Annotated in this window: 22 protein-coding genes; 9 read left to right on the top strand and 13 right to left on the bottom strand. The window is 66.9% G+C overall.

The window, feature by feature from the left end; all coding sequences use genetic code 11:
* A partial coding sequence (locus ACWDTD_RS05740; RefSeq protein ID WP_449746107.1) for a hypothetical protein occupies positions 1-181 on the top strand: 181 nt, incomplete at its 5' end.
* 116 nt (positions 182-297) lie between these two features.
* Positions 298-1,665: an MFS transporter gene (locus ACWDTD_RS05735; protein WP_449746106.1), complete on the top strand. Its 1,368-nt coding sequence runs from the start codon at positions 298-300 to the stop codon at positions 1,663-1,665.
* Here ACWDTD_RS05735 and bfr read toward each other — a convergent pair.
* Both bfr and ACWDTD_RS05725 read right to left on the bottom strand, forming a co-directional pair.
* Positions 1,623-2,108 carry a bacterioferritin gene (gene bfr / locus ACWDTD_RS05730; RefSeq protein WP_449746105.1) on the bottom strand — a complete coding sequence of 162 codons (486 nt, stop codon included), beginning with the start codon at positions 2,106-2,108 and terminating at the stop codon, positions 1,623-1,625. The genes ACWDTD_RS05735 and bfr overlap by 43 nt on opposite strands.
* 92 nt (positions 2,109-2,200) lie before the next feature.
* Positions 2,201-2,392: a (2Fe-2S)-binding protein gene (locus tag ACWDTD_RS05725; protein WP_449746104.1), complete on the bottom strand. Its 192-nt coding sequence runs from the start codon at positions 2,390-2,392 to the stop codon at positions 2,201-2,203.
* 139 nt (positions 2,393-2,531) lie between these two features.
* On the opposite strand from ACWDTD_RS05725, the gene ACWDTD_RS05720 reads away from it, so the two are divergent.
* The 3 genes from ACWDTD_RS05720 (at position 2,532) to ACWDTD_RS05710 (ending at position 5,589) form a co-directional block, all read left to right on the top strand.
* Positions 2,532-3,377 carry an exodeoxyribonuclease III gene (locus ACWDTD_RS05720; RefSeq protein ID WP_449746103.1) on the top strand — a complete coding sequence of 282 codons (846 nt, stop codon included), beginning with the start codon at positions 2,532-2,534 and terminating at the stop codon, positions 3,375-3,377.
* A gap of 23 nt (positions 3,378-3,400) precedes the next feature.
* Positions 3,401-4,444 carry a tryptophan--tRNA ligase gene (gene trpS, locus ACWDTD_RS05715; RefSeq protein WP_449746102.1) on the top strand — a complete coding sequence of 348 codons (1,044 nt, stop codon included), beginning with the start codon at positions 3,401-3,403 and terminating at the stop codon, positions 4,442-4,444.
* Between the two features lie 86 nt (positions 4,445-4,530).
* On the top strand, positions 4,531-5,589 hold the full coding sequence (locus ACWDTD_RS05710) for a YhjD/YihY/BrkB family envelope integrity protein (protein WP_449746101.1): 1,059 nt from the start codon (positions 4,531-4,533) through the stop codon (positions 5,587-5,589).
* A 36-nt stretch (positions 5,590-5,625) separates the two neighbouring features.
* Here the strand turns inward: ACWDTD_RS05710 and ACWDTD_RS05705 are convergent, their stop codons facing one another.
* From ACWDTD_RS05705 to ACWDTD_RS05695, 3 genes are read right to left on the bottom strand one after another with little or no spacing between them, the layout of a single operon-like run.
* Positions 5,626-6,942, bottom strand: coding sequence for a D-alanyl-D-alanine carboxypeptidase family protein (locus ACWDTD_RS05705; RefSeq protein ID WP_449746238.1), 1,317 nt, complete (start codon positions 6,940-6,942; stop codon positions 5,626-5,628).
* A 53-nt stretch (positions 6,943-6,995) separates the two neighbouring features.
* Positions 6,996-8,372, bottom strand: coding sequence for an aspartate aminotransferase family protein (locus tag ACWDTD_RS05700; protein WP_449746100.1), 1,377 nt, complete (start codon positions 8,370-8,372; stop codon positions 6,996-6,998).
* A complete protein-coding gene (locus ACWDTD_RS05695; protein ID WP_449746099.1) occupies positions 8,369-8,833 on the bottom strand; it encodes an Lrp/AsnC family transcriptional regulator in 465 nt (154 codons plus the stop codon). Before ACWDTD_RS05695 ends, ACWDTD_RS05700 begins: the two co-directional genes overlap by 4 nt.
* Positions 8,834-8,944: 111 nt before the next feature.
* Here ACWDTD_RS05695 and ACWDTD_RS05690 point away from each other — a divergent pair, with 111 nt between their 5' ends.
* Both ACWDTD_RS05690 and ACWDTD_RS05685 read left to right on the top strand, forming a co-directional pair.
* Positions 8,945-10,459: a gamma-aminobutyraldehyde dehydrogenase gene (locus tag ACWDTD_RS05690; RefSeq protein WP_449746098.1), complete on the top strand. Its 1,515-nt coding sequence runs from the start codon at positions 8,945-8,947 to the stop codon at positions 10,457-10,459.
* The gene (locus ACWDTD_RS05685) at positions 10,456-11,877 is read left to right on the top strand and encodes an NAD(P)/FAD-dependent oxidoreductase (protein ID WP_449746097.1); all 1,422 of its coding nucleotides are present in this window, start codon (positions 10,456-10,458) and stop codon (positions 11,875-11,877) included. The genes ACWDTD_RS05690 and ACWDTD_RS05685 overlap by 4 nt, the downstream gene beginning before the upstream one ends.
* A gap of 14 nt (positions 11,878-11,891) precedes the next feature.
* Here ACWDTD_RS05685 and ACWDTD_RS05680 read toward each other — a convergent pair whose 3' ends face one another.
* The 8 genes from ACWDTD_RS05680 to sdhC all read right to left on the bottom strand — a co-directional run bounded on the left by ACWDTD_RS05680 (position 11,892) and on the right by sdhC (position 20,589).
* Positions 11,892-12,608, bottom strand: coding sequence for a type 1 glutamine amidotransferase (locus ACWDTD_RS05680; RefSeq protein WP_449746096.1), 717 nt, complete (start codon positions 12,606-12,608; stop codon positions 11,892-11,894).
* Complete coding sequence (locus tag ACWDTD_RS05675; protein ID WP_449746095.1) at positions 12,605-13,546, bottom strand: universal stress protein; 942 nt, start codon at positions 13,544-13,546, stop codon at positions 12,605-12,607. Before ACWDTD_RS05675 ends, ACWDTD_RS05680 begins: the two co-directional genes overlap by 4 nt.
* Positions 13,536-15,041: an APC family permease gene (locus ACWDTD_RS05670; RefSeq protein WP_449746094.1), complete on the bottom strand. Its 1,506-nt coding sequence runs from the start codon at positions 15,039-15,041 to the stop codon at positions 13,536-13,538. The genes ACWDTD_RS05675 and ACWDTD_RS05670 overlap by 11 nt, the downstream gene beginning before the upstream one ends.
* Before the next feature lie 93 nt (positions 15,042-15,134).
* A complete protein-coding gene (locus ACWDTD_RS05665; RefSeq protein ID WP_449746237.1) occupies positions 15,135-16,841 on the bottom strand; it encodes an APC family permease in 1,707 nt (568 codons plus the stop codon).
* Positions 16,842-17,149: 308 nt separating this feature from the next.
* A complete protein-coding gene (locus tag ACWDTD_RS05660) occupies positions 17,150-17,941 on the bottom strand; it encodes a succinate dehydrogenase iron-sulfur subunit (RefSeq protein ID WP_449746093.1) in 792 nt (263 codons plus the stop codon).
* The gene (gene sdhA, locus ACWDTD_RS05655; protein WP_449746092.1) at positions 17,941-19,701 is read right to left on the bottom strand and encodes a succinate dehydrogenase flavoprotein subunit; all 1,761 of its coding nucleotides are present in this window, start codon (positions 19,699-19,701) and stop codon (positions 17,941-17,943) included. Before sdhA ends, ACWDTD_RS05660 begins: the two co-directional genes overlap by 1 nt.
* 14 nt (positions 19,702-19,715) lie before the next feature.
* Positions 19,716-20,174 (bottom strand): succinate dehydrogenase hydrophobic membrane anchor subunit, encoded by a 459-nt coding sequence (locus tag ACWDTD_RS05650; protein ID WP_449746091.1) that lies wholly within the window; start codon positions 20,172-20,174, stop codon positions 19,716-19,718.
* 10 nt (positions 20,175-20,184) lie between these two features.
* Entirely contained in the window at positions 20,185-20,589 is a 405-nt protein-coding gene (gene sdhC / locus ACWDTD_RS05645; protein WP_449746090.1) for a succinate dehydrogenase, cytochrome b556 subunit, read from the bottom strand.
* A 226-nt stretch (positions 20,590-20,815) separates the two neighbouring features.
* Between sdhC and ACWDTD_RS05640 the strand changes: the two genes are divergently transcribed.
* Both ACWDTD_RS05640 and ACWDTD_RS05635 read left to right on the top strand, forming a co-directional pair.
* Complete coding sequence (locus ACWDTD_RS05640; RefSeq protein WP_449746089.1) at positions 20,816-21,220, top strand: cytidine deaminase; 405 nt, start codon at positions 20,816-20,818, stop codon at positions 21,218-21,220.
* Positions 21,217-22,551 (top strand): thymidine phosphorylase, encoded by a 1,335-nt coding sequence (locus tag ACWDTD_RS05635; protein ID WP_449746088.1) that lies wholly within the window; start codon positions 21,217-21,219, stop codon positions 22,549-22,551. The genes ACWDTD_RS05640 and ACWDTD_RS05635 overlap by 4 nt, the downstream gene beginning before the upstream one ends.
* The last annotated feature ends 8 nt before the right edge of the window (positions 22,552-22,559 follow it).

Here is a 22,559-nt window from a genome sequence, read left to right as displayed (position 1 = left end):
CGAGCAGCAACAAGGCGGCGAGCAGCAACAAGGCGGCGAGCAGCAACAAGGCGGCGAGCAGCAACAAGGCGGCGAGCAGCAACAAGGCGGCGAGCAGCAACAAGGCGGCGAGCAGCAGGAGCAGCAGAAAGGCGGCGACACCAGCACCTCCGCCAACACCACCTCGAACTCGGAGGAGTGAGGTCTCCGACCGAAGAGAGCGCCGCACGACGTGATCGCCGGTACGCCCGCGTCGTGTGAACGATCTCACCGTCGTATGGGGGTATGGGTCCGACGGGTGGGTTCGTTGCCACAACAATGTCCACTCCCGCCACCTCCGTCGCGCAGCATGGCACCGACCCCAGCCGGAATGGCTTGTCAGCGCACCGCGGCGCGATCATCGCGATGGCTCTCGGCGGCTTCGGTATCGGTACCACCGAGTTCGTCGCCATGGGTCTGCTGCCCAACATCGCCGGTTCGCTACGGGTCAGTGAGCCCACCGCCGGATACGTGGTATCCGCCTATGCGCTCGGCGTGGTGGTCGGCGCCCCGCTGATCGCAGCACTCACCGCACGGGTATCCCGGCGGACACTGCTCATCGCCCTGATGGTGGCGTTCACCGTCGGCAACGCCGCCACCGTGCTCGCACCGGGCTTCGGGCTGCTGATCGCCGCGCGATTCGTGGCCGGAATCCCGCACGGCGCCTACTTCGGGGTCGCCGCGCTCGTGGCCGCGCATCTGGCGGGTCCGCGCAAACGCGCCAAGGCGGTAGGACTGGTGTTGCTGGGGTTGTCGGTGGCCAACGTGGCCGGAGTTCCGCTGGCCACCTGGCTCGGCGAAAACCTCGGTTGGCGCAGCGCTTTCGCGGTCGTGGTGGTCATCGGCATCTCGACGATCGCCGCGCTCGCCGTCTACCTGCCACCGCTGACCGACATGGCGGTGACCGACCCGATGACCGAACTCGGGGCGCTACGACGCTCGCAGGTGTGGTTCACACTCGCGATCGGCGTCGTGGGCTTCGGCGGGATGTTCGCGTTCTACACCTACCTGAACACGGCGCTCACCAGCCTGGCCGGGATTCCGGTGGGATTCATCCCGATCGCGCTGATGCTCTTCGGGCTCGGCATGGTGGTGGGCAACCTGGTGGGTGGCGCCGCGGCCGACCGCAGCGTACCGATGGCCATCCTGGGCGGGCTGCTCGCCATCACCGTCGCCCTGCTGGCCTTCGCGCTCCTGGTCCAGTACGCCTGGGTCGCTCTCGTCCTGACCTTCTGCGTCGGCGTGACCGGCACCGCGATGGTGCCCGCGCTACAGACCCGGCTCATGGACGTCGCCGACGACGCCCAGACCCTGGCCGCCGCGCTCAACCACTCCGCGCTCAACGTCGCGAATGCGTCGGGCGCGTGGCTCGGCGGACTGGTGATCGCGGCCGGCCTTGGCTACCGCGCTCCGTCGGTGCTCGGCGCCGGTCTCGCGTTGGCCGGCGTCGCCGTGCTGGGCGTCGCGGTGTTAGCGGGTGGGCACGCTCGACGGGGTTCTGGGCACGCTCGACGGGGTTCTGGGCACGCTCGACGGGAATCTGGGCACGCTCGACGGGGTTCTGGGCACGCTCGACGGGAAGTGGTCGAGGGTGCGGGTGCGGATCAGCCGACGTCGGGCGGTGTGGCCACCGACTTCGACAGGTAGAGCGGTTCGCCGAGCTTGTCGAGGAGTTCGAGCTGCGTCTCGAGGTAGTCGATGTGGTGCTCCTCGTCCTTGAGGATCTCCTCGAATATCTTCGCGGTGGTGATGTCCTGCTTCTCCCGGCACATGGCGATGCCGGGCTTGAGACGGTCCACCACCTCGATCTCGATGGCCAGGTCGGACTCGAACTGCTCGCGCAGGGTCTGCCCGATGCGCAGCGGCAGCAGCTTCTGGTAGTTGGGGAGACCTTCGAGGAACAGGATGCGATCGGTCAAGATCTCCGCGTGGGTCATCTCCTCGATCGATTCGGCCCTGGTCTTGGCGGCCAGTTCGGTCAGGCCCCAGTTGTCCTGCATCTTGGAGTGCAGAAAGTACTGGTTGATCGCCGTCAGCTCGCTGGTGAGCTGCTCGTTGAGTAGTGCGATGACCTCGTCATCCCCGCGCATGGCTGTCTCCGTTCGGCTGGTGGTGCCAGCGAACGTAACACGACAAAAGCCCCCGCGGGATCATTCCACGCGGGCGGTCTTCGCAGGTCAGGTTAGGCTGCGCTCGTGTGAGCGACCTTTCCGGCGACACGCGTGGTCACGATCTGTGCGAGTCGTTCCACGCAGGTGCCGCAGCCCTCGCCCGCGCCGCAACGCTCGCTGACCGCATCGGGAGTGCGCGCGCCGGCGTCACAGTGCTCGTGGACCTCGTCGACGGTGACGGCACGGCATATGCAGACGAACATCGGGCACCTCGCAATCGTGTTAGGCAAGGTTTACATAAAAGCCGGCAGGGTGCAAGGGTTGGCTTACCTTCTGGACTCGATCCGGATTACGGGCGGGACGCCGGGGCCGATGTCATCGTGCTCCGTAATGTGGTACCCCGTGCCGACAGCGATCACCACCGTGAATGTGAACGGAATCCGCGCCGCGACCAAGCAACGGTCGGAACTCAACCCCGGCCTGTTGCCGTGGCTGGCGTCGGCGGACTCCGACATCGTGCTCCTGCAGGAGATCCGCGCGAGCGAGGAGCAAGCTCGCGAGGCGCTGGGCCCCGCGCTCGACGACGGCTGGCACCTGCGGATGTCGGAGTCGACGGTGAAAGGCCACGCCGGCGTCGGGGTGCTCAGCCGCAGCGAGCCGACGGCGGTGCGGGTGGGCTTCGGCAGCGACGAATTCGATTCCACCGGAAGGTATCTCGAAGCCGACGTGCCCACGTCGTCGGGTCCGGTCACCGTCGCGAGCCTGTACCTGCCGAAGGGCGCCGCCGCACCGGCCGCGGAGTCCACGGACAAGGATGCCGCCAAGTACGAGGAGAAGAAGCGCTTCCTCGGCGACTTCGGTGACCACCTGGCGACGCTCGCCCGCCGTCGCCGCCCCGTGGTGGTCGGTGGTGACTGGAACATCGCCCCCGCCGAGCCCGACATCAAGAACTGGAAGGGCAACCTGCGCAGCCCCGGGTTCCTCCCGCACGAGCGTGCCTGGGTCGCCGACCTCCTGCGGACGGGATGGTCCGACGTGGTCCGCGACCTGCACCCCGACGTCGACGGGCCGTACTCCTGGTGGTCGTGGCGTGGCAAGGCGTTCGACAACGATTCGGGGTGGCGCATCGACTATCTGCTCGCCAACCGGGCGTTGGCGCGACGAGCGGTCAAGGGCTTCGTCGACCGGGCGCAGGCATACGACCGTCGCTGGTCGGATCACGCGCCGGTCACGGTGATATTCGAGTGACGCCGTCTGAGAGACTGGAATCCATGAACGACGTCCCAGAAGCCGTCCCGGCACCCCGCCGGCGGGTGCTGTCGGGTATCCAGCCGACCAGCGATTCCTTCCACCTCGGCAACTACCTCGGGGCCGTGCGCCAGTGGGTCGAGCTGCAGGACGAGTTCGACGCCTTCTACTTCATCCCCGACATGCACGCGCTGACCGTCGCGTTCGATCCCAAGACCCTCGCCGACCGCACCCGGCTGTCGGTGGCCCAGTTGCTGGCCGTCGGCGTCGACCCCCGCCGGTCCACCGTCTACGTGCAGTCCCACATTCCCGAGATCGCACAGCTCACCTGGGTGCTCAGCTGTATCACCGGGTTCGGCGAGGCCAGCCGGATGACCCAGTTCAAGGACAAGACCGCGAAACAGGGCGTCGACTCGGCGGGGGTGGGGCTGTTCACCTATCCGATCCTGATGGCCGCCGACATCCTGGCGTTCCAGGTGGATCTCGTTCCCGTGGGCGAGGATCAGCGTCAGCATCTCGAACTCACCCGCGACCTCGCCCAGCGGTTCGACAAACGGTTCGGCACGGCATTCAAGGTGCCGCAGGCACACATCGTCAAGGAATTCGCCAAGATCTACGATCTGCAGAATCCCACCGCGAAGATGAGCAAGTCCGCCGAGACCGACAAGGGGCTGATCAACCTGCTCGACGACCCGAAGCGGTCGGCGAAGAAGATCCGATCCGCGGTCACCGACACGGGCACCGACATCGCTTTCGACCCCGCCACCAAGCCGGGCGTCAGCAATCTGCTGACCATCCAGTCGGCGCTGACGGGGGTGGGTGTCGACGACCTCGTGGCCAAATACGACGGCAAGGGATACGGCGAGCTCAAGGTCGACACCGCCGAGATCCTCACCGATTTCGTGACGCCGCTGCGCGGCCGGGTCCAGGAACTCCTCGACGATCCCGGCTACCTCGACGAGGTTCTCGCCGCCGGAGCCGAACGCGCGCGCACCATCGCTTCGGCCACACTGCGCGACGTGTATGACAAGGTGGGATTCATGGCGCCGGTGCGCTCCACGTCCTAGCGCGACGATTCCCCGACCGTTTCACCGACCGGCCCATGCGACAGCCGTCGGGGGTTCGCGCGCCGACACACAAGAGGCGGTAGGCGATGAGTTCGGTGGTCGACTCGGCGAAGGGTGTGGTCGCGCGCGGCAAGCAGGAGTACGCCGCAGCGCGTGAGCGGTGGGGCTGGTTGGATCATCTGCTGCGCACCGTCGAACGCTATGGCGACCGACGTGGAAATCTCTACGCCGCGAGCATCAGTTTCAACGGCATCCTCGCGATCGTGCCGATCACGATGGTGGCCTTCGCGATCGCCGCCTTCGTTCTGGTCAATCACCCCGAACTGATCGACGACATCAAGGACGCGATCGTCAAGGCGATGCCCGGTCAACTCGGCACCACCCTGGAGAAGGCCATCGACTCCGCGATCGATTCACGCGCCACCGTCGGTGTGATCGGTCTGCTCGGTGCCGCGTTCACCGGCATCGGCTGGATCTCCGGCGTCCGGCTGGCGATGACCGAGATGTACGGCGGGCGTGTGAATCGAAATGCTGTGCTGTCCAAGGTGTTCGACCTGCTCACCTTCATCCTGCTCGGACTCGCGTTCCTGGTCACGCTCGCCCTCACCACGTTGGCCAACAGCAGCCTCATCGTGAGGATCCTCGGCTGGCTGCACATCGAGGACGCCTCCTGGACGCCCGTGGTGGTGCGTGCGGTGGCGCTCGTGATCGCCGTGTTCGCGTCGTGGATGCTGTTCTCGTTCGTGCTCTACCGGCTGCCGCTGTCGGGGGTCCCGTTCCGCAATGTGCTCAAGGCGGGACTGGTCACCGCGGTGGTCTTCGAGATCCTCAAGGCCGTCGGCGGCATCTACCTTCGATCCGTGCTCAGCAGTCCGGCCGGTCTCGCGTTCGGCCCGATCCTCGGTGTGATGGTGTTCGCGTACCTGGCGTCGCGGATCATCCTCTACGCCAGCGCATGGTGTGCGACCGATCCGATCAACGAGCCATATCAGGTGGTCGACCCGGACGAGGCCGCACCGCCGGCGCCGGTCGTGGTGCGGCCGAGCTACGAGGTCAATCCGGTACCGCGAGCGGGAGCGGTGGCAGCGGCGCTCGCAGTGGGTGCCGCGATCAGCGCCGCGACGGGCTGGGTGCTGCGGCGCTGACCGCGACGTGCTCTGCGGCGCCCGCCGCGACGGCGCTCACCGCCGGGAGAACAGGCGAAGTCCCACGGCGAGCGATCCGAGTGCCGCCAATGCACACAGGAGTCCGATGAGAATGCGGATCGACCACTTCGGGGCCTGATCCTGACCGGCCGCGGCGCGCTGGGTGGCGGCCCGGGTGTCACGCGGCGCGTCCGTCGTCGGTGCGGCGTCGGGGGACGGGGCCACCGGAGACACCAGCCGGCCGACGGCGTACTCGCGGCCCGCGTGCACGCCGTAGTCGACGAGTGAGCGGGCTTGGGTCCAGTAGTTGTCGTCGGCGGTGGACAGGCCGTACATCTGCACAACGAGGACGGTGCGTCCGTCGCGGTGGACGGCTCCCACATAGGTCTTCAATGCATCGTCGGTGTAGCCGGTCTTACCGCCGAGCGCACCCGGATCGCCGTCGAGGACTAGATGATTCGACGTCTGCATCATGTAGGCGGGATGGTCGGTGTCGCCGGGCACGTCGGCACGTTTGGGGTATCCGGGAAACCGGTAGGTGGGCATCGCGACGAACTCGCGAAACGCGGGTTCGGCCATCGCGGCGCGGAAGATCAGGGCCAGATCGTAGGGGGACGTCGACATTCCGGCGGCATCGAGTCCCGACGGGCTCGCCGCGCGGGTGTCGTCCGCATGCAGGCTGTGGGCCAGGCTGTTCATCGTCTCGAGGGTCGTGTCGACGCCGCCGAGTTCGCGGGCGAGCACGTGCGCGCAGTCGTTGCCCGACACCATCAGCAGGCCGATCATCATGTCGCGGACGGTGTAGTGTCCGCCCGGTCCCAGACCACACGAGTCGCCCTCGGCGCTCCAGTCCTCCGGTGTGGCGGTGACCACCCGGTCCATCGGGATGCCCGCGCGCAGCACGGCGAGCGCCAGCAGCACCTTGATCGTCGACGCCGGCCGATAGCGTCCATGCGGGTCCTTCGCGGCGATCACCGCCCCGCTGTCGAGGTCGGCCACCAGCCAGGCCGCCGAGGTCAGCCGTTGCGGGATCGGGCCGGCGCCGGGCTCGGCGATGACACCGCACGCCGACAACGCCTCGCCGCCGACGGCGGGGTTGGGCACCGGGAGCGGCGCGGGTGTCGACGATCCGGGCGCGACGACCTCCGACTCGTCCACCGCGGCGGGGGGCGTGACGCGATGCGGGCAGCGGTCGGTGTCGGGGGTCGCGAAGGGTGTGGTGATCGGGCCGGCGGCGGGCTCGGCATGCGCGGGCGGCGCATCCATCCATGCCGCAGCCGGCGAGCACAAACCCGCGCCGACGACGATCCCGGCGGCGACGGAACCGATTCGTCGCCGCCAGCTGGATCGAATCCTGGTCCGCCGGTACACCGCTGGTGAGACTAGCACCGGCGGATGGCGGCGTCTCAGAGCAGCGTGTACGCCTCGGTGAGGACGTGGCGCAGGATCTGTTCCATCTCGTCGAACTCGGCCTGCCCGCTGATCAGCGGCGGCGCGAGCTGGATGACCGGGTCCCCGCGATCGTCGGCGCGGCAGTACAGGCCCGCGTCGAACAGCGCCGTCGACAGGAAGCCGCGCAGGATCCGTTCGGACTCGGCTTCGGAGAAGGTCTCCTTGGTGGCCTTGTCCTTGACGAGTTCGATCCCGTAGAAGAAGCCCTCGCCGCGCACATCGCCGACGATCGGCAGGTCGTGGAGCTTCTCGAGAGTCGCGCGGAACGCGGGGGCGCTGCTCTTCACGTGATCGTTGAGGCCCTCGCGCTCGAAGATGTCGAGGTTGGCCAGGGCGACCGCCGAGGAGACGGGGTGCCCGCCGAACGTGTAGCCGTGCGCGAACGTGGTGATGCCGTCGTTGAACGGTTCGAAGAGTCTCTCGCTCGCGATCATCGCACCGATGGGGGAGTAGCCCGACGTCATCCCCTTGGCGCACGTGATGATGTCGGGGGTGTAGCCGAAGTCCTCGCAGGCGAACATCGATCCGATCCGGCCGAACGCGCAGATCACCTCGTCGGAGACGAGAAGAACGTCGTACTCATCGCAGATCTCGCGGACCCGCTCGAAGTAGCCGGGCGGCGGCGGGAAACACCCACCGGCGTTCTGGACGGGCTCGAGGAAGACGGCGGCGACGGTGTCGGGACCCTCGAACTCGATCGCCTCGGCGATGCGGTCGGCGGCCCATCGGCCGAACTTCTTGGGATCTGCCGCCAGATCTTCGTCCGGGGCACGGTAGATGTTGGTGTTCGGTGCGCGGAACCCGCCCGGGGTCAACGGTTCGAACATCTTCTTCAGGTCGGGAATACCGGTGATCGCCAGCGCGCCCTGCGGGGTGCCGTGGTAGGCGATGGAACGTGAGATCACCTTGTGCTTCAACGGCTTTCCGGTGAGCTTGAAGTACTGCTTGGCCAGTTTCCACGCGCTTTCGACGGCTTCACCGCCGCCGGTGGTGAAGAACACCCGGTTCAGGTCGCCCGGGGCGTAGGCGGCGAGGCGTTCGGCGAGTTCGATGGCCGGGGGCGTGGCATAGGACCACAGCGGGAAGAAGGAGAGTTCCCGCGCCTGCTTGGCGGCGGCGTCGGCGAGCTCCTCGCGGCCGTGACCCACCTGGACCACGAACAATCCGGCCAGCCCGTCGAGGTAACTGCGGCCTCGATCGTCGAAGATGCGAACGCCCTCGCCGCGGGTGATGACCGGCGGCGTGAGGCCGCCGCCGTGCCGGCTGAAGTGTCCCCACAAGTGTGCGGCGCTGCGTTCGCCGAGCAGACTCGGCGAGGTGGTGATGGTCATCGGGTTCCCCAATTGTATTGCTGTTTCACTAATTTGAGATAGACGAGGGTTTCGGTCGCGTTGACCTCGGGATGCGTGCGCACCGTTCGGTTGATGATGCTCAGCAGGTGGTCGTCGTCTTCGCAGACCACCTCGATCACGATGTCGAAGGTGCCTGCGGTCAGCACCACGTAGTCGATCTCGGTGTGTTCGGCGAGCTGGCGGGCGAGCGCCTCGGTGTCGCCGGTACACCGGATGCCGATCAGCGCCTGCCGGGAAAACCCCAGCTTCAGCGGATCGGTCACCGCCACTATCTGCAGGAGCCCGCTTTCGTTGAGCTTCTGCACGCGGTTGCGGACCGCCGCCTCCGACAGGCCGACGGACTTGCCGATCGACGCATACGAACTTCGACCATCGGACTGAAGCTCTTCGATGATCTTCTTCGCGGTCGCGTCGAGATGCGGGGGAACGGGTTCGGCCACCCCATGATCGTGACGGAATCCGCAATCAGATGCAACAGATACTGTCGTTATCGATACTTGATTCGGCATTGAAGTCGTGAATCAGTAGTTGCGCAGGTACTATTGCAGCCCATGTCCACCACTACGAGTATCGCGGCGGGATGGCTCGACGGAACTGCGTATGTCGGGGGCGGCGCGGCGCACACCGTGAACGATCCCGCCACCGACCTGCCGGTGGCTACCCTGAACCTCGCCGGCGGGAGCGACGTCGACCTGGCCGTGATGAATGCTCGGCGCGCGCAACATGATTGGGGTCGTGCCACGCCGGCCGAGCGGGCTGCGGTGCTGACCAGGCTCGCCGGGTTGGTGGCCGAGGCCGCCGATGTGCTGGCCGCCGAGGAGGTTTCGCACACCGGCAAGGCGATCAGGCTGGCCACCGAGTTCGATGTGCCCGGCAGCCAGGACAACATCGAGTTCTTCGCCGGTGTGGCCCGGAACCTGGAGGGTAAGGCCGCCGCCGAATACTCCGGCGACCACACGTCGTCGATCCGGCGTGAGCCGGTGGGAGTGGTGGGGTCGATCACCCCGTGGAATTACCCGCTGCAGATGGCCGTGTGGAAGGTGATCCCGGCACTCGCCGCCGGCTGTGCGGTGGTGCTCAAGCCCGCCGAGATCACTCCGTTGACCACCCTCACCCTTGCGCAGCTGGCCACCGAGGCCGGACTACCCGACGGCGTGTTCAACGTCCTCGTCGGCACCGGCGCGCAGGTCGGCGCGGCCATCGCCGGTCACCCGGGCGTCGACATCGTGACCTTCACCGGCTCCACCGCGGTGGGTCGGATGGTGATGGCTCAGGCCGCGGTGAACGGTACGCGCGTACAACTCGAACTCGGCGGCAAGGCGCCCTTCGTCGTGTTCGACGACGCCGATCTCGACGCCGCGATCCAGGGGGCGGTGGCCGGATCGCTGATCAACGCGGGCCAGGACTGCACGGCCGCCACCCGCGCGATCGTGGCACGCGAGCACTACGACGAATTCGTCTCCGGCGTCGCCGATCTCATGGCGTCGGTGCGGGTGGGCGATCCGCGCGATCCGGCCACCGACATGGGATCGCTGATCTCGCACGCACATCGCGACAAAGTGGCCGCGATGGTGGCGCGAGCCCCGGGCGAAGGCGGCCGGGTGGTCACCGGCGGGCGAGTCCCCGACGGTCCGGGATGCTTCTATCCGCCCACTCTGATCGCCGACGTCGACGAACGCTCGGAGATCTACCGGGACGAGGTGTTCGGGCCGGTGCTGACGGTGAGTTCCTTCGCCGACGACGCCGACGCGATCCGGCGTGCCAACGACACCGTCTACGGACTCGCGGCATCGGCGTGGACCCGCGATGTGTACCGGGCGCAGCTCGCCGGACGCGAGATCCACGCCGGGTGCGTCTGGATCAACGACCACATCCCGATCGTCAGCGAGATGCCACATGGGGGAGTCGGCGCATCCGGCTTCGGCAAGGACATGTCCACCTACTCCCTCGACGAGTACCTCGCCATCAAACACGTCATGAGCGACATCACCGCGGTGGCCGCAAAGCCCTGGCACCGGACGGTTTTCGCGGACAACAGTGCTATCGAACAGAAGGTGGAGCAATGACCGCGAGTTGGGCAGCCGAGCCGACCGCGCGCGGGATCGCGATGGTCGCCGACGCCGCACCCGAGTCGTATTGGCTCGACCGGCCGGAGCGGCCCGCGCCGCGGCCCCGGCTGACCGGCGAGGTGACGGCCGATCTGCTGGTGGTCGGCGGCGGATTCACCGGATTGTGGGCCGCGGTGCAGGCCGCCGAGCGCGATCCGGGGCGAAGCATCGTGCTCGTGGAACGCGACCGCATCGCCGAACACGCTTCCGGGCGCAACGGCGGCTTCTGTTCGGCGAGCCTGACCCACGGTCTGGGCAACGGGCAGGCGCGTTTCGCCGACGAACTGCCCGAACTGCTGCGGATGGGCCGCGACACCCTCGACGAGATCGAGAAGGCGATCCGCCGGCTGGGCATCTCGGCCGACGCCGAACGCACCGGCGAACTCGACATCGCCAACTTCGACTGGCAGACCGAGGAACTGGCCGAGATGTCCTCGGCGGCGGCGTTGCTCGGCGAGCAGCTGGTGCTGCTGCCGAAGGAGCAGGCGCGCGAGCGGGTGGACTCGCCGATGGTGCAGTCGGCGCTCTTCGATCCGGACGTGGTGATGCTCGACCCCGCGAAACTCGCCTGGGGATTGGCCGATGCGGCACAACGGCTCGGGGTGCGGATCTACGAACGCACCGAGGTCACCGGTGTACGGACCGACCGCGGCCGGGTGCGCGCCGACACCGGATTCGGCGCGGTGATCGCCGATCGGGTGGTGCTCGCGACGTCGGCGAGTCCCTCACTCGTGCGGCGCCTACGGCTCTACACGGTGCCGGTGTGGGACTACGCCATCGTCACCGAACCGCTCACCGACGCGCAACTGGAATCGATCGGCTGGGCCGGCCGCGAGGGACTGGCCGATTGCGGCCCGCGGTTCCACTACTTCCGGCTCACCGCCGACAACCGGATTCTGTTCGGTGGCTGGGATGCGTTGTACCACTACGGTTCCGGTGACTCGCCACGTCATCAGCAGGAGCCGCAGGAGTTCGCGCTCCTCGCCGAGCAGCTGCTGCAGATGTTCCCGCAGCTCGAGGGAATCACCGCGAGCCACGCGTGGGGCGGGGCGATCGACACGTGTTCGCGCTTCTGTGCGTTCTGGGACCGCTCGCACGGTGGCCGGGTGGTGACCGCGGTGGGATTCACCGGACTCGGGGTGGGAGCGTCGCATTTCGCCGCGGCCACCGCACTCGATCTGGTGGACGGACGGATCACCGAACGCACCGAACTCGACATGGTGCGCAGCAAGCCCCTACCGTTTCCGCCGGAGCCGTTGCGCTGGTTCGGGATCAACGTCACCCGCCATCAGATCGCCCGCAGCGAACGCCGTAACGGCAAACGCGGTGCGTGGCTCACCGTGATGGACAAGGTGGGGCTCGGCTTCGACAGCTGAGGCCGCGGCCGTTCTCAGTGTGCGGCTCGGGCGAGCCAGCGCGTCATCGCGGTGGTGGCCATGGCGGCGGTGGTGGTCTGCACCCGCGCGATGTCGGCGCTCACGCGGTCGGGGCCGTCGACGCCGAGCGCGTTCTCGAGTTCGGTGCGGTAGTGCGGCACGGCCAGCCACGCGTCGAGCAACGGCGTGTCCACCTCGAGGTGAAACTGCACCCCGTAGCTGTTGCCGTGACGGAACACCTGGTGTGGGTAGCGATCCGACGACGCGAGCAGGGTGGCTCCGTCGGGCAGCGCGAACGTGTCGAAGTGCCACTGCATCACCGGAAACGTGGTGGGCGAGAGACCGGTCCAGACCGGGTCGGCGCGGCCCGCCTCGTTCCAGGTGACCTCACAGACACCCACCTCGCCGACGGGACCGGTGGTCACCTCGGCGCCGAGTGCGGCGGCCAGCAACTGAGAGCCCAGGCACACACCCCAGATGGGCACCTTTGCCTCCACCGCGCGGCGCAAGAAGCCGATCTCGTCGCCGATCCAGGCGATCGTGTCGGCATCGTTAACACCCATGCCGCCGCCCATCACCACGATGGCGTCGAAGGCGGCCGGATCGGCGGGCAGCGGCTCCTGCCAAACCCGAACCGTGGTGATCCCGCCGTGTCTCACCAGCGAATCGGTGTAGCTGCCGGGCGATTCGGGTTCCGCGTGGCGCAGTTCGAGAATCCGCAGGGGCGTCACGGCGTGGCGTCCCGCGGTACCACGATCACCGGCGCCGTGGTCCACCGCAGGATGCGGGCGGCGGTGGTGCCGAGGAAGACGCGGTCGTCGGCGCCGAGACGGCCGGAACCCACGGCGACGATGTCGTTGTCGTCCCACGGCAGGTTGTCGAGGGCCTCGTCGAGCGTGTCGCCGTCGGCGACGAGGACTTCCACGTCGATGTCCAGATCGACCGATGCACGAGTGTCCTCGAGCAGCTTCTGCGCGACCGCGACCTGCTGTTTGCGTGCCTCGAGACTCGACTCGTCGGCGAACGGAAGGTCAAGGGACACAAGGGAGAGAAGCCGGATGTCGATCGAGGCCAGTTCGGCCAGTCCCAGGGAGAAGGGCAGCGGGCTCGACCCCGAGTCGGTCGCCGGGACCGCGACCGTGAGCATGTCGATCTTGACGCGTCTGCGCTCGACGTACCCCCGGGGAGCCAGCGCCACCGGAAGTGGGGAGGAATGCAGCAGTTCGGTGCTGACCGTGCCGAGGCGGTGGCGGCGGATGAGACCGTCGGTGGCCCCGCCGACCACGATCATCGCCGCGCCGGACTGCCTGGCGATCTCGATGAGTCCCGCGGTGAACGAGTCGTTCACGGTGACCACCGCACGGGTCTCGATGCCGTCCGGGATGAGGGCCGCTCCTTCGGCGAGCCACTCGGCGGCCTGGTTCTCGACGCGTTCCATATAGCCGCCGACCCCGGGATTGCCGTCGTACGGCACGGGATGCAGGACGCAGATCAGGTCGATGGCCGCACCGGTCACCGCCGCGAGTGCGGCCGCGAAGGCGACGCCGTCCTTGCCCGACGGGGTGTTGATGTAGCCGACGGCGAGGCGATAGGGATTCCCAGTAGCGGGATTATCAGTAGCGGCATTATCAGTAGCTGGATTATCAGTAGCGGGATTATCAGTAGACATCGGGCACCTTCACTTCGGTGTTCGCGTTGAGTGTCTTGCCTTGGAAGAACTCACGGTCGTTGGCAAAGCATGCCAGCATCAGCGGGATGCCGAGCACCAGCATGCCCACACCGAGGATGAAGACACCGCCGATGCCGCCGACCGAGGTGGAACCGTAGTCGGGCGCGATCATGTCGATGGCGCTCTTGATGAACGCCCACGCCATGGCGATGCCGCCGAGGAGGGGAAACAGGCCGCGCATGAAGAAGTTTCGCGCCGAGTCGAACAGGGTGCGGCGGAAGTACCACACGCAGGAGAACGCGGTGATGCCGTAGTAGAAGGCCACCGCGAGACCCAGCGAGGCGATGGAATCGGCGAGGGTGTTCTGGCTGGCGATCGAGAGCACGAGATAGAACACCAGCGCCGACACACCCATCACCGCGGTGCCGAAGGCCGGGGTCATGTAGCGGGGATGGACGACCCCGAAGCGAGCGGGCAGTGCCTTGTACACGGCCATCGACAGCGTGCCGCGGGCGGTGGGGAGGATCGTCGACTGGGTGGACGACAACGCCGAGATGCACACGACCAGAAGCAATGCCGAGGCCATTACCGGACCTGCCACGGGGTCGCCGAGAATGGTCAGGACGTCGTCGGCGTTGTCGGGGTTGTTCAGGCCGATCCCGGTGGTGCCGAATCCGGCGAATGCCTCCACCGCGTAGGCCACGAGCACGTAGGTGGCCACCAGGATGAGGCAGGTGATCACGGCGGCGCGGCCCGGGGTCTTCTCCGGGTCCTTGGTTTCCTCGCCGACCGCCAGACAGGCGTCCCAGCCCCAGTAGATGAAGATGCACAGGATCACCGCGGCCGCGATCTCCGACTGGCTCAAGCCCCCCGGCCACAGCCACCCGAGTTCGGGGGTGATCGCCTGCGGTCCGGCATGGTCGGTGACCACCTTCACCAACGCGATGACGCTGGCCAGGATGAGGATGCCGAACTGGATGAACATCAGCACCGACTGCATGCGTTCGCTGATCACGATGCCGCGGATGCTGACGTAGGTCATCACCACGATGAAGAAGCAGCCCAGTGTCACCTTCGCCCAGGAACTTTCGGCGAGTGAGTCGAGGTGCAGGAACCTGAACAGGTAGACCGCGGCGATCTCGGCGACGTTGGCCAGGACGATGATCGCCGAGACGGCAAGACCCCAGCCGCCGATCCACCCGATCCAGGGGCCGAAAGCCTTGGTGCCCCACGTGAACGTGGTGCCACAGTCGGGTGTGTCGCGGGACAGTTCCCGGTAAGCGAACGCGACCAGCAGCATCGGGATGAAGGCGACGACGAACATGGCCGGCGCCTTGCTGTGGACGGCCACCACCACGTAGCCGAGGGTGGCGGCGAGACTGTAGGCCGGCGCCACCGCCGACAGCCCGATGATGACGTTGCCGAGCAGGCCGATCGACCCCGCTCGCAAACCCTTTTCGCCTGCCTGGATCTCGGCGTGGACGCTTTGTGGCATGGTGATCTCCCACTCATGAGGACATGATGGGGATAAGGCTAACCAGGCGGAGTAGTCCTCGCCGGATATGTCGGAAAGAGCGAGCATTGCAGCTCAGGCAGGTGGGCGCGGAGTGTCGTCGTCGGCGAACTCGTCGCCGGTCTCGGCTTCCACCGCGACATGGTGCGGCGGCAGGTTCGACAGATCCGGGGCGATCACGGTGGGCATCAGCCCCGAGTCGGGCAATCCGAACTTGGCCTCCGATCCGTAGGCGGGTTCGAGCAGCAGATCGTGGCTTCGGCGCGGAAGGGTCTCGCCCCGGAAGTAGTCCGGCTTCATCACCCACCACACGATCATCACCACCACACCGAGCAGCAGGGCGCCGATCCCCACGACGGCCACGGCACCGATCCCGAGGATCGTGACATTGTTGCCGTTGTCGTCGGTGAGCCACGAGGGCTTGGCGTACTGGATGAGTCCGTAGACGAAGACGACGACCAGCACGATGCCACCGAGACCCGGCAGCACGCCACGCATGACGAAGTCGCGCGTCGAGCGGGTGAGTGTCTTGCGGTAGAACCACACGCACGCGAATCCGGTGAGGCCGTAGTAGAACGCGATCATCAGACCCACCGAACCGATCAGCGCGGTGAGGAGATTGGTGCTGATCACCGTGAACAACAGGTAGAACACCACCGACACCACGCCCATGACGATCGTCGAGACGGTGGGGGTGAGGAACCGGGGATGGATCTTGGCGAACGAGGTCGGGATCGCCTTGTAGACACCCATCGACAGTGTGGTGCGGGCCGTCGGGAGGATCGTCGTCTGGGTTGATGCCGACGCGGATGTCAGGATCGACGCCGAGAGGAGCAGCAACCCGATGTGGCCGAGGAAGCTGTCGCCGAACAGGTCCGGTCCGATCGCGCGGAAGACGTCGTCGGAGTTGTCGGGGTTGCCGAGGCCGTCCCCCGTGGTTCCGACCCCGGCGAAGGCGATCGCCGCGACCGTAACGATCGCGTAGGTCGCCAGGAGCAACACGGTGGAGATGACGGCGGCACGTCCCGGCGTCTTTCCGGGATCGTCGGATTCCTCGTTGCACGCAACCGCGGTGTCCCAGCCCCAGTAGATGAAGATGGCGGTCAGGAGGGCCGGTGCGATGACACTGGAAAAGTCCATACCGCTGGGCCAGAACCACGACAGCGACGGCGTGATCGAGTAGGGCAGGGCGTGGTGCGAGTACACCTTGATCAGGGCGACGACGGAGAGCACCACGAGCACGATCACCTCGAAGGAGAGCAGTCCGTACTGCAGCCGTGCCGACACCTCGATGCCTCGGTAGCAGATCCAGGTCATCAGCGCGATCCAGATGATGCCCGCGACGGTGGCCCACACGGTGTTGTCTGCGAGATCGGCCACCGAATGCCAGCCGAGGTCACCGACGAATGTGAACGAATACGCGCCGGCGATCTGCGCGAGGTTCGCCATCACGATGACGTCGGCGGCGATGATTCCCCAGCCGCCGAGCCAGCCGACGATGGGGCCGAATGCTCGCGACGCCCACGTGAACGTGGTTCCGCAATCCGGTTCGGCTTTGTTGAGTTCCTGATAGGCGACCGCGATGAGATACATCGGGATGAACGCGATCAACACGATCGCCGGTGCCTTGACACCGGCCAGCAGTGAGCCGCCACTGGCCACGATGAGTCCGAGCGTGGCGGCCAGACTGTAGGCGGGTGCGGTGGAGGCCATTCCCACCACGATCGATCCGACGAGTCCCAGGGCGCCGTCCTTGAGGCCCTTGCTCTCCACCGATGACATCGATGTGGGTGGAACAGTGGTGTTGTCGCTCACGGGAACTCCCTCCGCGGCCCGGCGACGATGCGGGCCCGACCGCTAATTCTGTGGAGAGACTACGGTTTTCGCAGAGTTTTCGCGCAGCAGTAACGGAATTTGTAGGAATTGGACCGATTTGTCGCGAATTGCGTTGTTCGGTGGCGGGTCCGTGGCGCACCGATCGGCCGTGGCGATCGACCGCGAACTCTTCTCCCGACGGTCCTTCCACGACTCGAGCCCGCCACCCCGGACGGGGTTGCGGGCTCGAGTCGGGCTGCAGAGAAGGTTTGTGGTCAGCGCGAGAACAGCAGTGCGCGCTTCACCTCTTGGATGGCCTGGGTCACCTGGATTCCACGCGGGCAGGCATCGGTGCAGTTGAAGGTGGTGCGGCACCGCCACACGCCGTCGGAGTCGTTGAGGATGTCCATCCGCTCCAGGGCGCCCTCGTCTCGGCTGTCGAAGATGAACCGGTGGGCGTTGACGATGGCCGCCGGACCGAAGTAGCTGCCCTCGTTCCAGAACACCGGGCAACTGGTGGTGCAGCAGGCACACAGGATGCACTTGGTGGTGTCGTCGAAACGGGCGCGGTCGGTCTGACTCTGGATGCGCTCACGGGTGGGCTCGTTGCCCGAGGTGATCAGGAACGGCTTGATCGCCCGGTAGGCGTCGAAGAACGGCTCCATGTCCACCACCAGATCCTTCTCCACCGGCAGGCCCTTGATGGGCTCGATGGTGATGGTGATGCTCTTGGACTTGTCCTTGGGCAGGAAGTCCTTCATCAGGATCTTGCAGGCCAGCCGGTTGACTCCGTTGATCCGCATGGCGTCCGAACCGCAGACGCCGTGCGCGCAACTGCGCCGGAAGGTCAGGGTGCCGTCGAGGTAGCCCTTCACGTAGAGCAGGAGGTTCAGCAGGCGATCGGTCGGCAGCGCCGGCACCCGGAAGCTCTCGAAGCCCTGCGCGTCGGGATTCTCCGGGTTGAACCGGTAGATCTTCAGCGTCACCATCGTCGCCTCGTCGGGCACCGGTGGCAGCGGCGGCTCGTCGGACGACGGCGTCGGATTGTTCTCCAGCGTGACGGTCATCAGTACTTGCGCTCCATCGGCTCGTAGCGGGTCTGGATGATGGGCTTCCAGTCGAGCTCGATGTCGGACAGGAGCGCATCACCCTTCTTGTAGGCGATCGTGTGACGCATGTAGTTCACGTCGTCGCGGTCGGGGTAGTCCTCGCGGGCGTGACCGCCGCGCGACTCCTTGCGGTTGAGCGCGCCCACCACGGTGACCTCGGCGAGCTCGAGCAGGAAGCCGAGTTCGATGGCCTCGAGCAGATCCGAGTTGAAGCGCGTGCCCTTGTCGTGCACGCGGATGTGCTCGTAGCGCTCCTTGAGGGTGTGGATGTCGGTGAGCGCCTGCTTGAGGGTCTCCTCGGTGCGGAACACCGACGCGTTGTTGTCCATCGACGCCTGCAGTTCGGTGCGGATGTCGGCGACGCGCTCGTGGCCACGCTCGGACAGGATCGTTTGGAGCCATCCGTCGACCATCGCGGTGGGCTCTTCGGGCAGATCGGTGAACTCGTGTGCGTTGGCGTACTCGGCGGCCGCGATGCCCGCGCGACGGCCGAACACGTTGATGTCGAGCAGCGAGTTGGTGCCGAGCCGGTTGGCGCCGTGCACCGACACGCAGGCGCACTCGCCGGCTGCGTAGAGACCGTGCACGATGTCGTCGTTGTTGTTGCTGCGCAACACCTGGCCCTCGACGTTGGTGGGGATGCCGCCCATCAGGTAGTGGCAGGTGGGGTAGACCGGCACCCACTCGGTCACCGGGTCCACACCGAGGTAGGTGCGGGAGAACTCGGTGATGTCGGGCAGCTTCTCGTTGAGGACGTCCTCGCCGAGGTGGGTCACGTCGATGTAGACGTAATCCTTGTTGGGTCCGGCGCCGCGGCCCTCGAGCACCTCGAGCACCATCGACCGGGCCACGATGTCGCGTGGCGCGAGGTCCTTGATGGTGGGGGCGTATCGCTCCATGAACCGCTCGCCCTCGGCATTGCGCAGGATGCCGCCCTCGCCGCGCACCGCCTCGGAGATCAGGATGCCGAGCCCGGCCAGACCGGTGGGATGGAACTGGTGGAATTCCATGTCCTCCACCGGCAGTCCCTTGCGGAACACGATTCCCACGCCGTCGCCGGTGAGGGTGTGGGCGTTGGACGTGGTCTTGTACATCCGGCCCGATCCGCCGGTGGCGAAGATGATCGACTTGGCATGGAACACGTGCAGTTCGCCGGTGGCCAGCTCGTAGGCGACGATGCCGGTCGCGACGGGCTCACCGTCGGCGTTCTCCGACAGGCACAGGTCCAGTGCGTAGTACTCGTTGAAGAACTCGACGTCGTGCTTGACGCAGTTCTGATAGAGCGTCTGCAGGATCATGTGCCCGGTACGGTCGGCCGCGTAGCAGGCGCGACGCACCGGCGACTTGCCGTGGTCGCGGGTGTGACCGCCGAACCGGCGCTGGTCGATCTTGCCCTCGGGGGTGCGGTTGAACGGCAGGCCCATCTTCTCGAGGTCGAGGACGGCGTCGATGGCCTCCTTGGCCATGATCTCCACCGCGTCCTGGTCGGCGAGGTAGTCGCCGCCCTTCACCGTGTCGAAGGTGTGCCACTCCCAGTTGTCCTCCTCGACGTTGGCCAGCGCGGCGCACATGCCGCCCTGCGCCGCGCCGGTGTGGCTGCGGGTGGGATAGAGCTTGGTGAGTACGGCGGTACGGGCGCGGGGCGCCGACTCGATCGCGGCGCGCATGCCTGCGCCGCCTGCCCCGACGATGACGACGTCGTAGCGGTGTTCCTGCATCGGTGTTGGTCTCCTTAGCTGACGCTGTTCGCGTCGAAGGTCAGCAGCGCGTACGTGCCCAGGGTCAGGACGAGGATCATCGAGATGCCCAGGAGCACGTTGAGCCAGAAGCGGGTGGTGTCCTTGCGGGAGTAGTCGGCGATCACCGTGCGGACACCGTTGCCGCCGTGGAGCTGGGCCAGCCACAGCATCAGCAGATCCCAGATCTGCCAGAACGGTTCACGCCAGCGTGCGGCGACGAAGGAGGCGTCGATGCGGTGCACACCGTTGTCCCAGGCCAGCATGATGAACATGTGGCCGATGGTCAGGATGATCAGGGCGAGACCGGAGAAGCGCATGAACAGCCATGCCCACTTCTCGAAGTTGCCGCCGCGGGGCTTGCGCGGTGACCGCGGGTTGTCGAGGCTCGCGGGCCGGTCGTGCTGGGTACCCAGCGTCTTGGCGATGTGCGGTGTCGAGGAGGAAGTCGTCATCGAGGTTCTCCTAGAGTGAGTCGATCAGGATCTGCAGGAGCCGGATTGCCGCGGCGCCGAACACGACGACGAACAGCCCGATGATCACCCACAGCATCTGACGCTGGTACTTCGGTCCCTTCGACCAGAAGTCCACCAGGATGATGCGGACACCGTTGAAGGCGTGATAGAGCACGCAGGCGACCAGCGCGATCTCCATCAGGCCGATGATGGGGGTCTTGTAGGTCTCGATGATCTCCGAGTACTTGTTCGGATCGATCCGGATGACCGCCGTGTCGAGCACGTGCACGAACAAGAAGAAGAAGATCGTCACGCCGGTGATGCGATGCAGCACCCATGACCACATACCTGGATCACCGCGGTAGAGGGAACGCTTACGCACCGGCTCCGGTGCGACCTCGGTCTCGGAACTCATCGGGAAATTGGCCTCCAACATCGTCGATGGACGCGGCCAGCCGGACGGGCCCGGCGTGACCTTTGACCCATATCCAACAGACTTTAAACCTATGCTGAGGGCATCGTTGAATTGCCCGAACAGATTTGGGCCACAAGACAATCCGACTTAGGTTTGCCTAACCACTGTCCCGATGGGGTGTGGAGTGGTATCCACGTGTCATCGGGCGAGACGACGGGAGAGCTGCGTGACCGCAGAGGTGGACTGGAAATTGTTGCGGGACAAGGCAAAACAGATGATTCCGAATGCCTACGCACCGTATTCGGGCTATCCCGTCGGGGCCGCCGCCGTCACCACGACGGGACAATTCGTCGTCGGATGCAATGTGGAGAATGTCTCATATGGGCTCGGCATCTGCGCCGAGGTGGCGCTCGTCGCGCAGTTGATCGCGTCGGGCGCCGGTAAGCCGGCGGCCATCAGCGTCTGCGACGCGCGGGGGGCCGTGCTGATGCCGTGCGGCCGCTGCCGTCAGGTGCTCTTCGAGCACGGCGGTGCAGCGATGCTGGTGGACCACCGCGACGGCCCCCGGACGCTGGAGAGCCTGCTGCCCGACGCCTTCGGTCCCGACGACCTCGACGCGGTGCGTCGGTGAGTGCGAGCACCGGGCCGCACACGGGTGCCGACGATCCGCACGCCGTGGGCGTGATCGCCACCAAACGCGACGGCGGGACGCTGACCGACCGGCAGATCGAATGGATGATCGATTCCTACACGCGGGGCGAGGTGGCCGACGAGCAGATGTCGGCGCTGCTGATGGCGGTGGTGCTGCGCGGCATGGACCGCCGCGAGATCCGCACCTGGACGCGGGCGATGATCGACAGCGGCGAGCGGATGGACTTCACCGGCCTGCGGCGGGACGGACACGACCTGCGCACCGTGGACAAACACTCCACCGGCGGCGTCGGCGACAAGATCACGCTGCCGCTCGCGCCGCTGGTCGCGTCGTTCGGTGTCGCGGTACCGCAGTTGTCGGGGCGCGGACTCGGGCACACCGGCGGAACGCTGGACAAGCTGGAGTCGATCCCGGGATGGCGCGCGGAGATCCCCGTGGCGGCGATGGTGGCCCAACTCGAGCGGGTGGGCGCGGTGATCTGTGCCGCCGGTGGCGACCTCGCCCCCGCCGACCGCAAGCTCTACGCGCTGCGGGATGTCACCGGCACGGTCGAGTCGGTACCACTCATCGCGAGTTCGATCATGAGCAAGAAGATCGCCGAGGGCACCGGCGCGCTGGTGCTCGACGTCAAGGTGGGTTCGGGTGCCTTCCTGCCCGACGAGACGCTGGCCCGCGAACTGGCGGCCACCATGGTGGCGCTGGGTGCCGACGCCGGGGTGCGCACCAGTGCCCTGCTCACCGACATGGACGCTCCGCTGGGCTACACGGCGGGCAACGCGGTCGAGGTGGCCGAGTCGGTGGAGGTACTCGGCGGCGGCGGCCCGGCCGACGTCGTCGCGCTGACTCTGGCGCTCGCGCGCGAGATGCTCGACGCGGCCGGCGTCGTCGATGCGGACCCGGCGGCCCATCTGGCCGACGGGCGGGCGATGGATTGCTGGCGCGCGATGATCGCCGCCCAGGGCGGCGACCCCGATGCGCCGTTGCCGAGCGCGCCGGAGCACGAGGTGCTGCCCGCTCCCGCGGGGGGCATCGTGGCGCGGATCGACGCGCGCGCGGTCGGCGACGCCGCCTGGCGGCTGGGTGCCGGGCGGGCGCGGCCCGGTGAATCGGTGCAGGCCGAGGCGGGCGTGACGTGGCATGCGCGCCCCGGCGACCGGATCGTCGCGGGCGCGCCGCTGTTCACCCTGCACACCCGCACCCCGGAACGGTTCGCGGCGGCGCGCGCGGCCTTGGCCGACGCAGTGGTCATCGGGCCGGACGAGGTCCCCACGCGGCCGTTGGTGCTCGATCGGATCGCGTCGGACGGCTAGGTTCGATC

Source organism: Gordonia sp. NPDC003425 (assembly GCF_053588635.1).
This window is presented reverse-complemented; position numbering and strand designations above follow the sequence as displayed.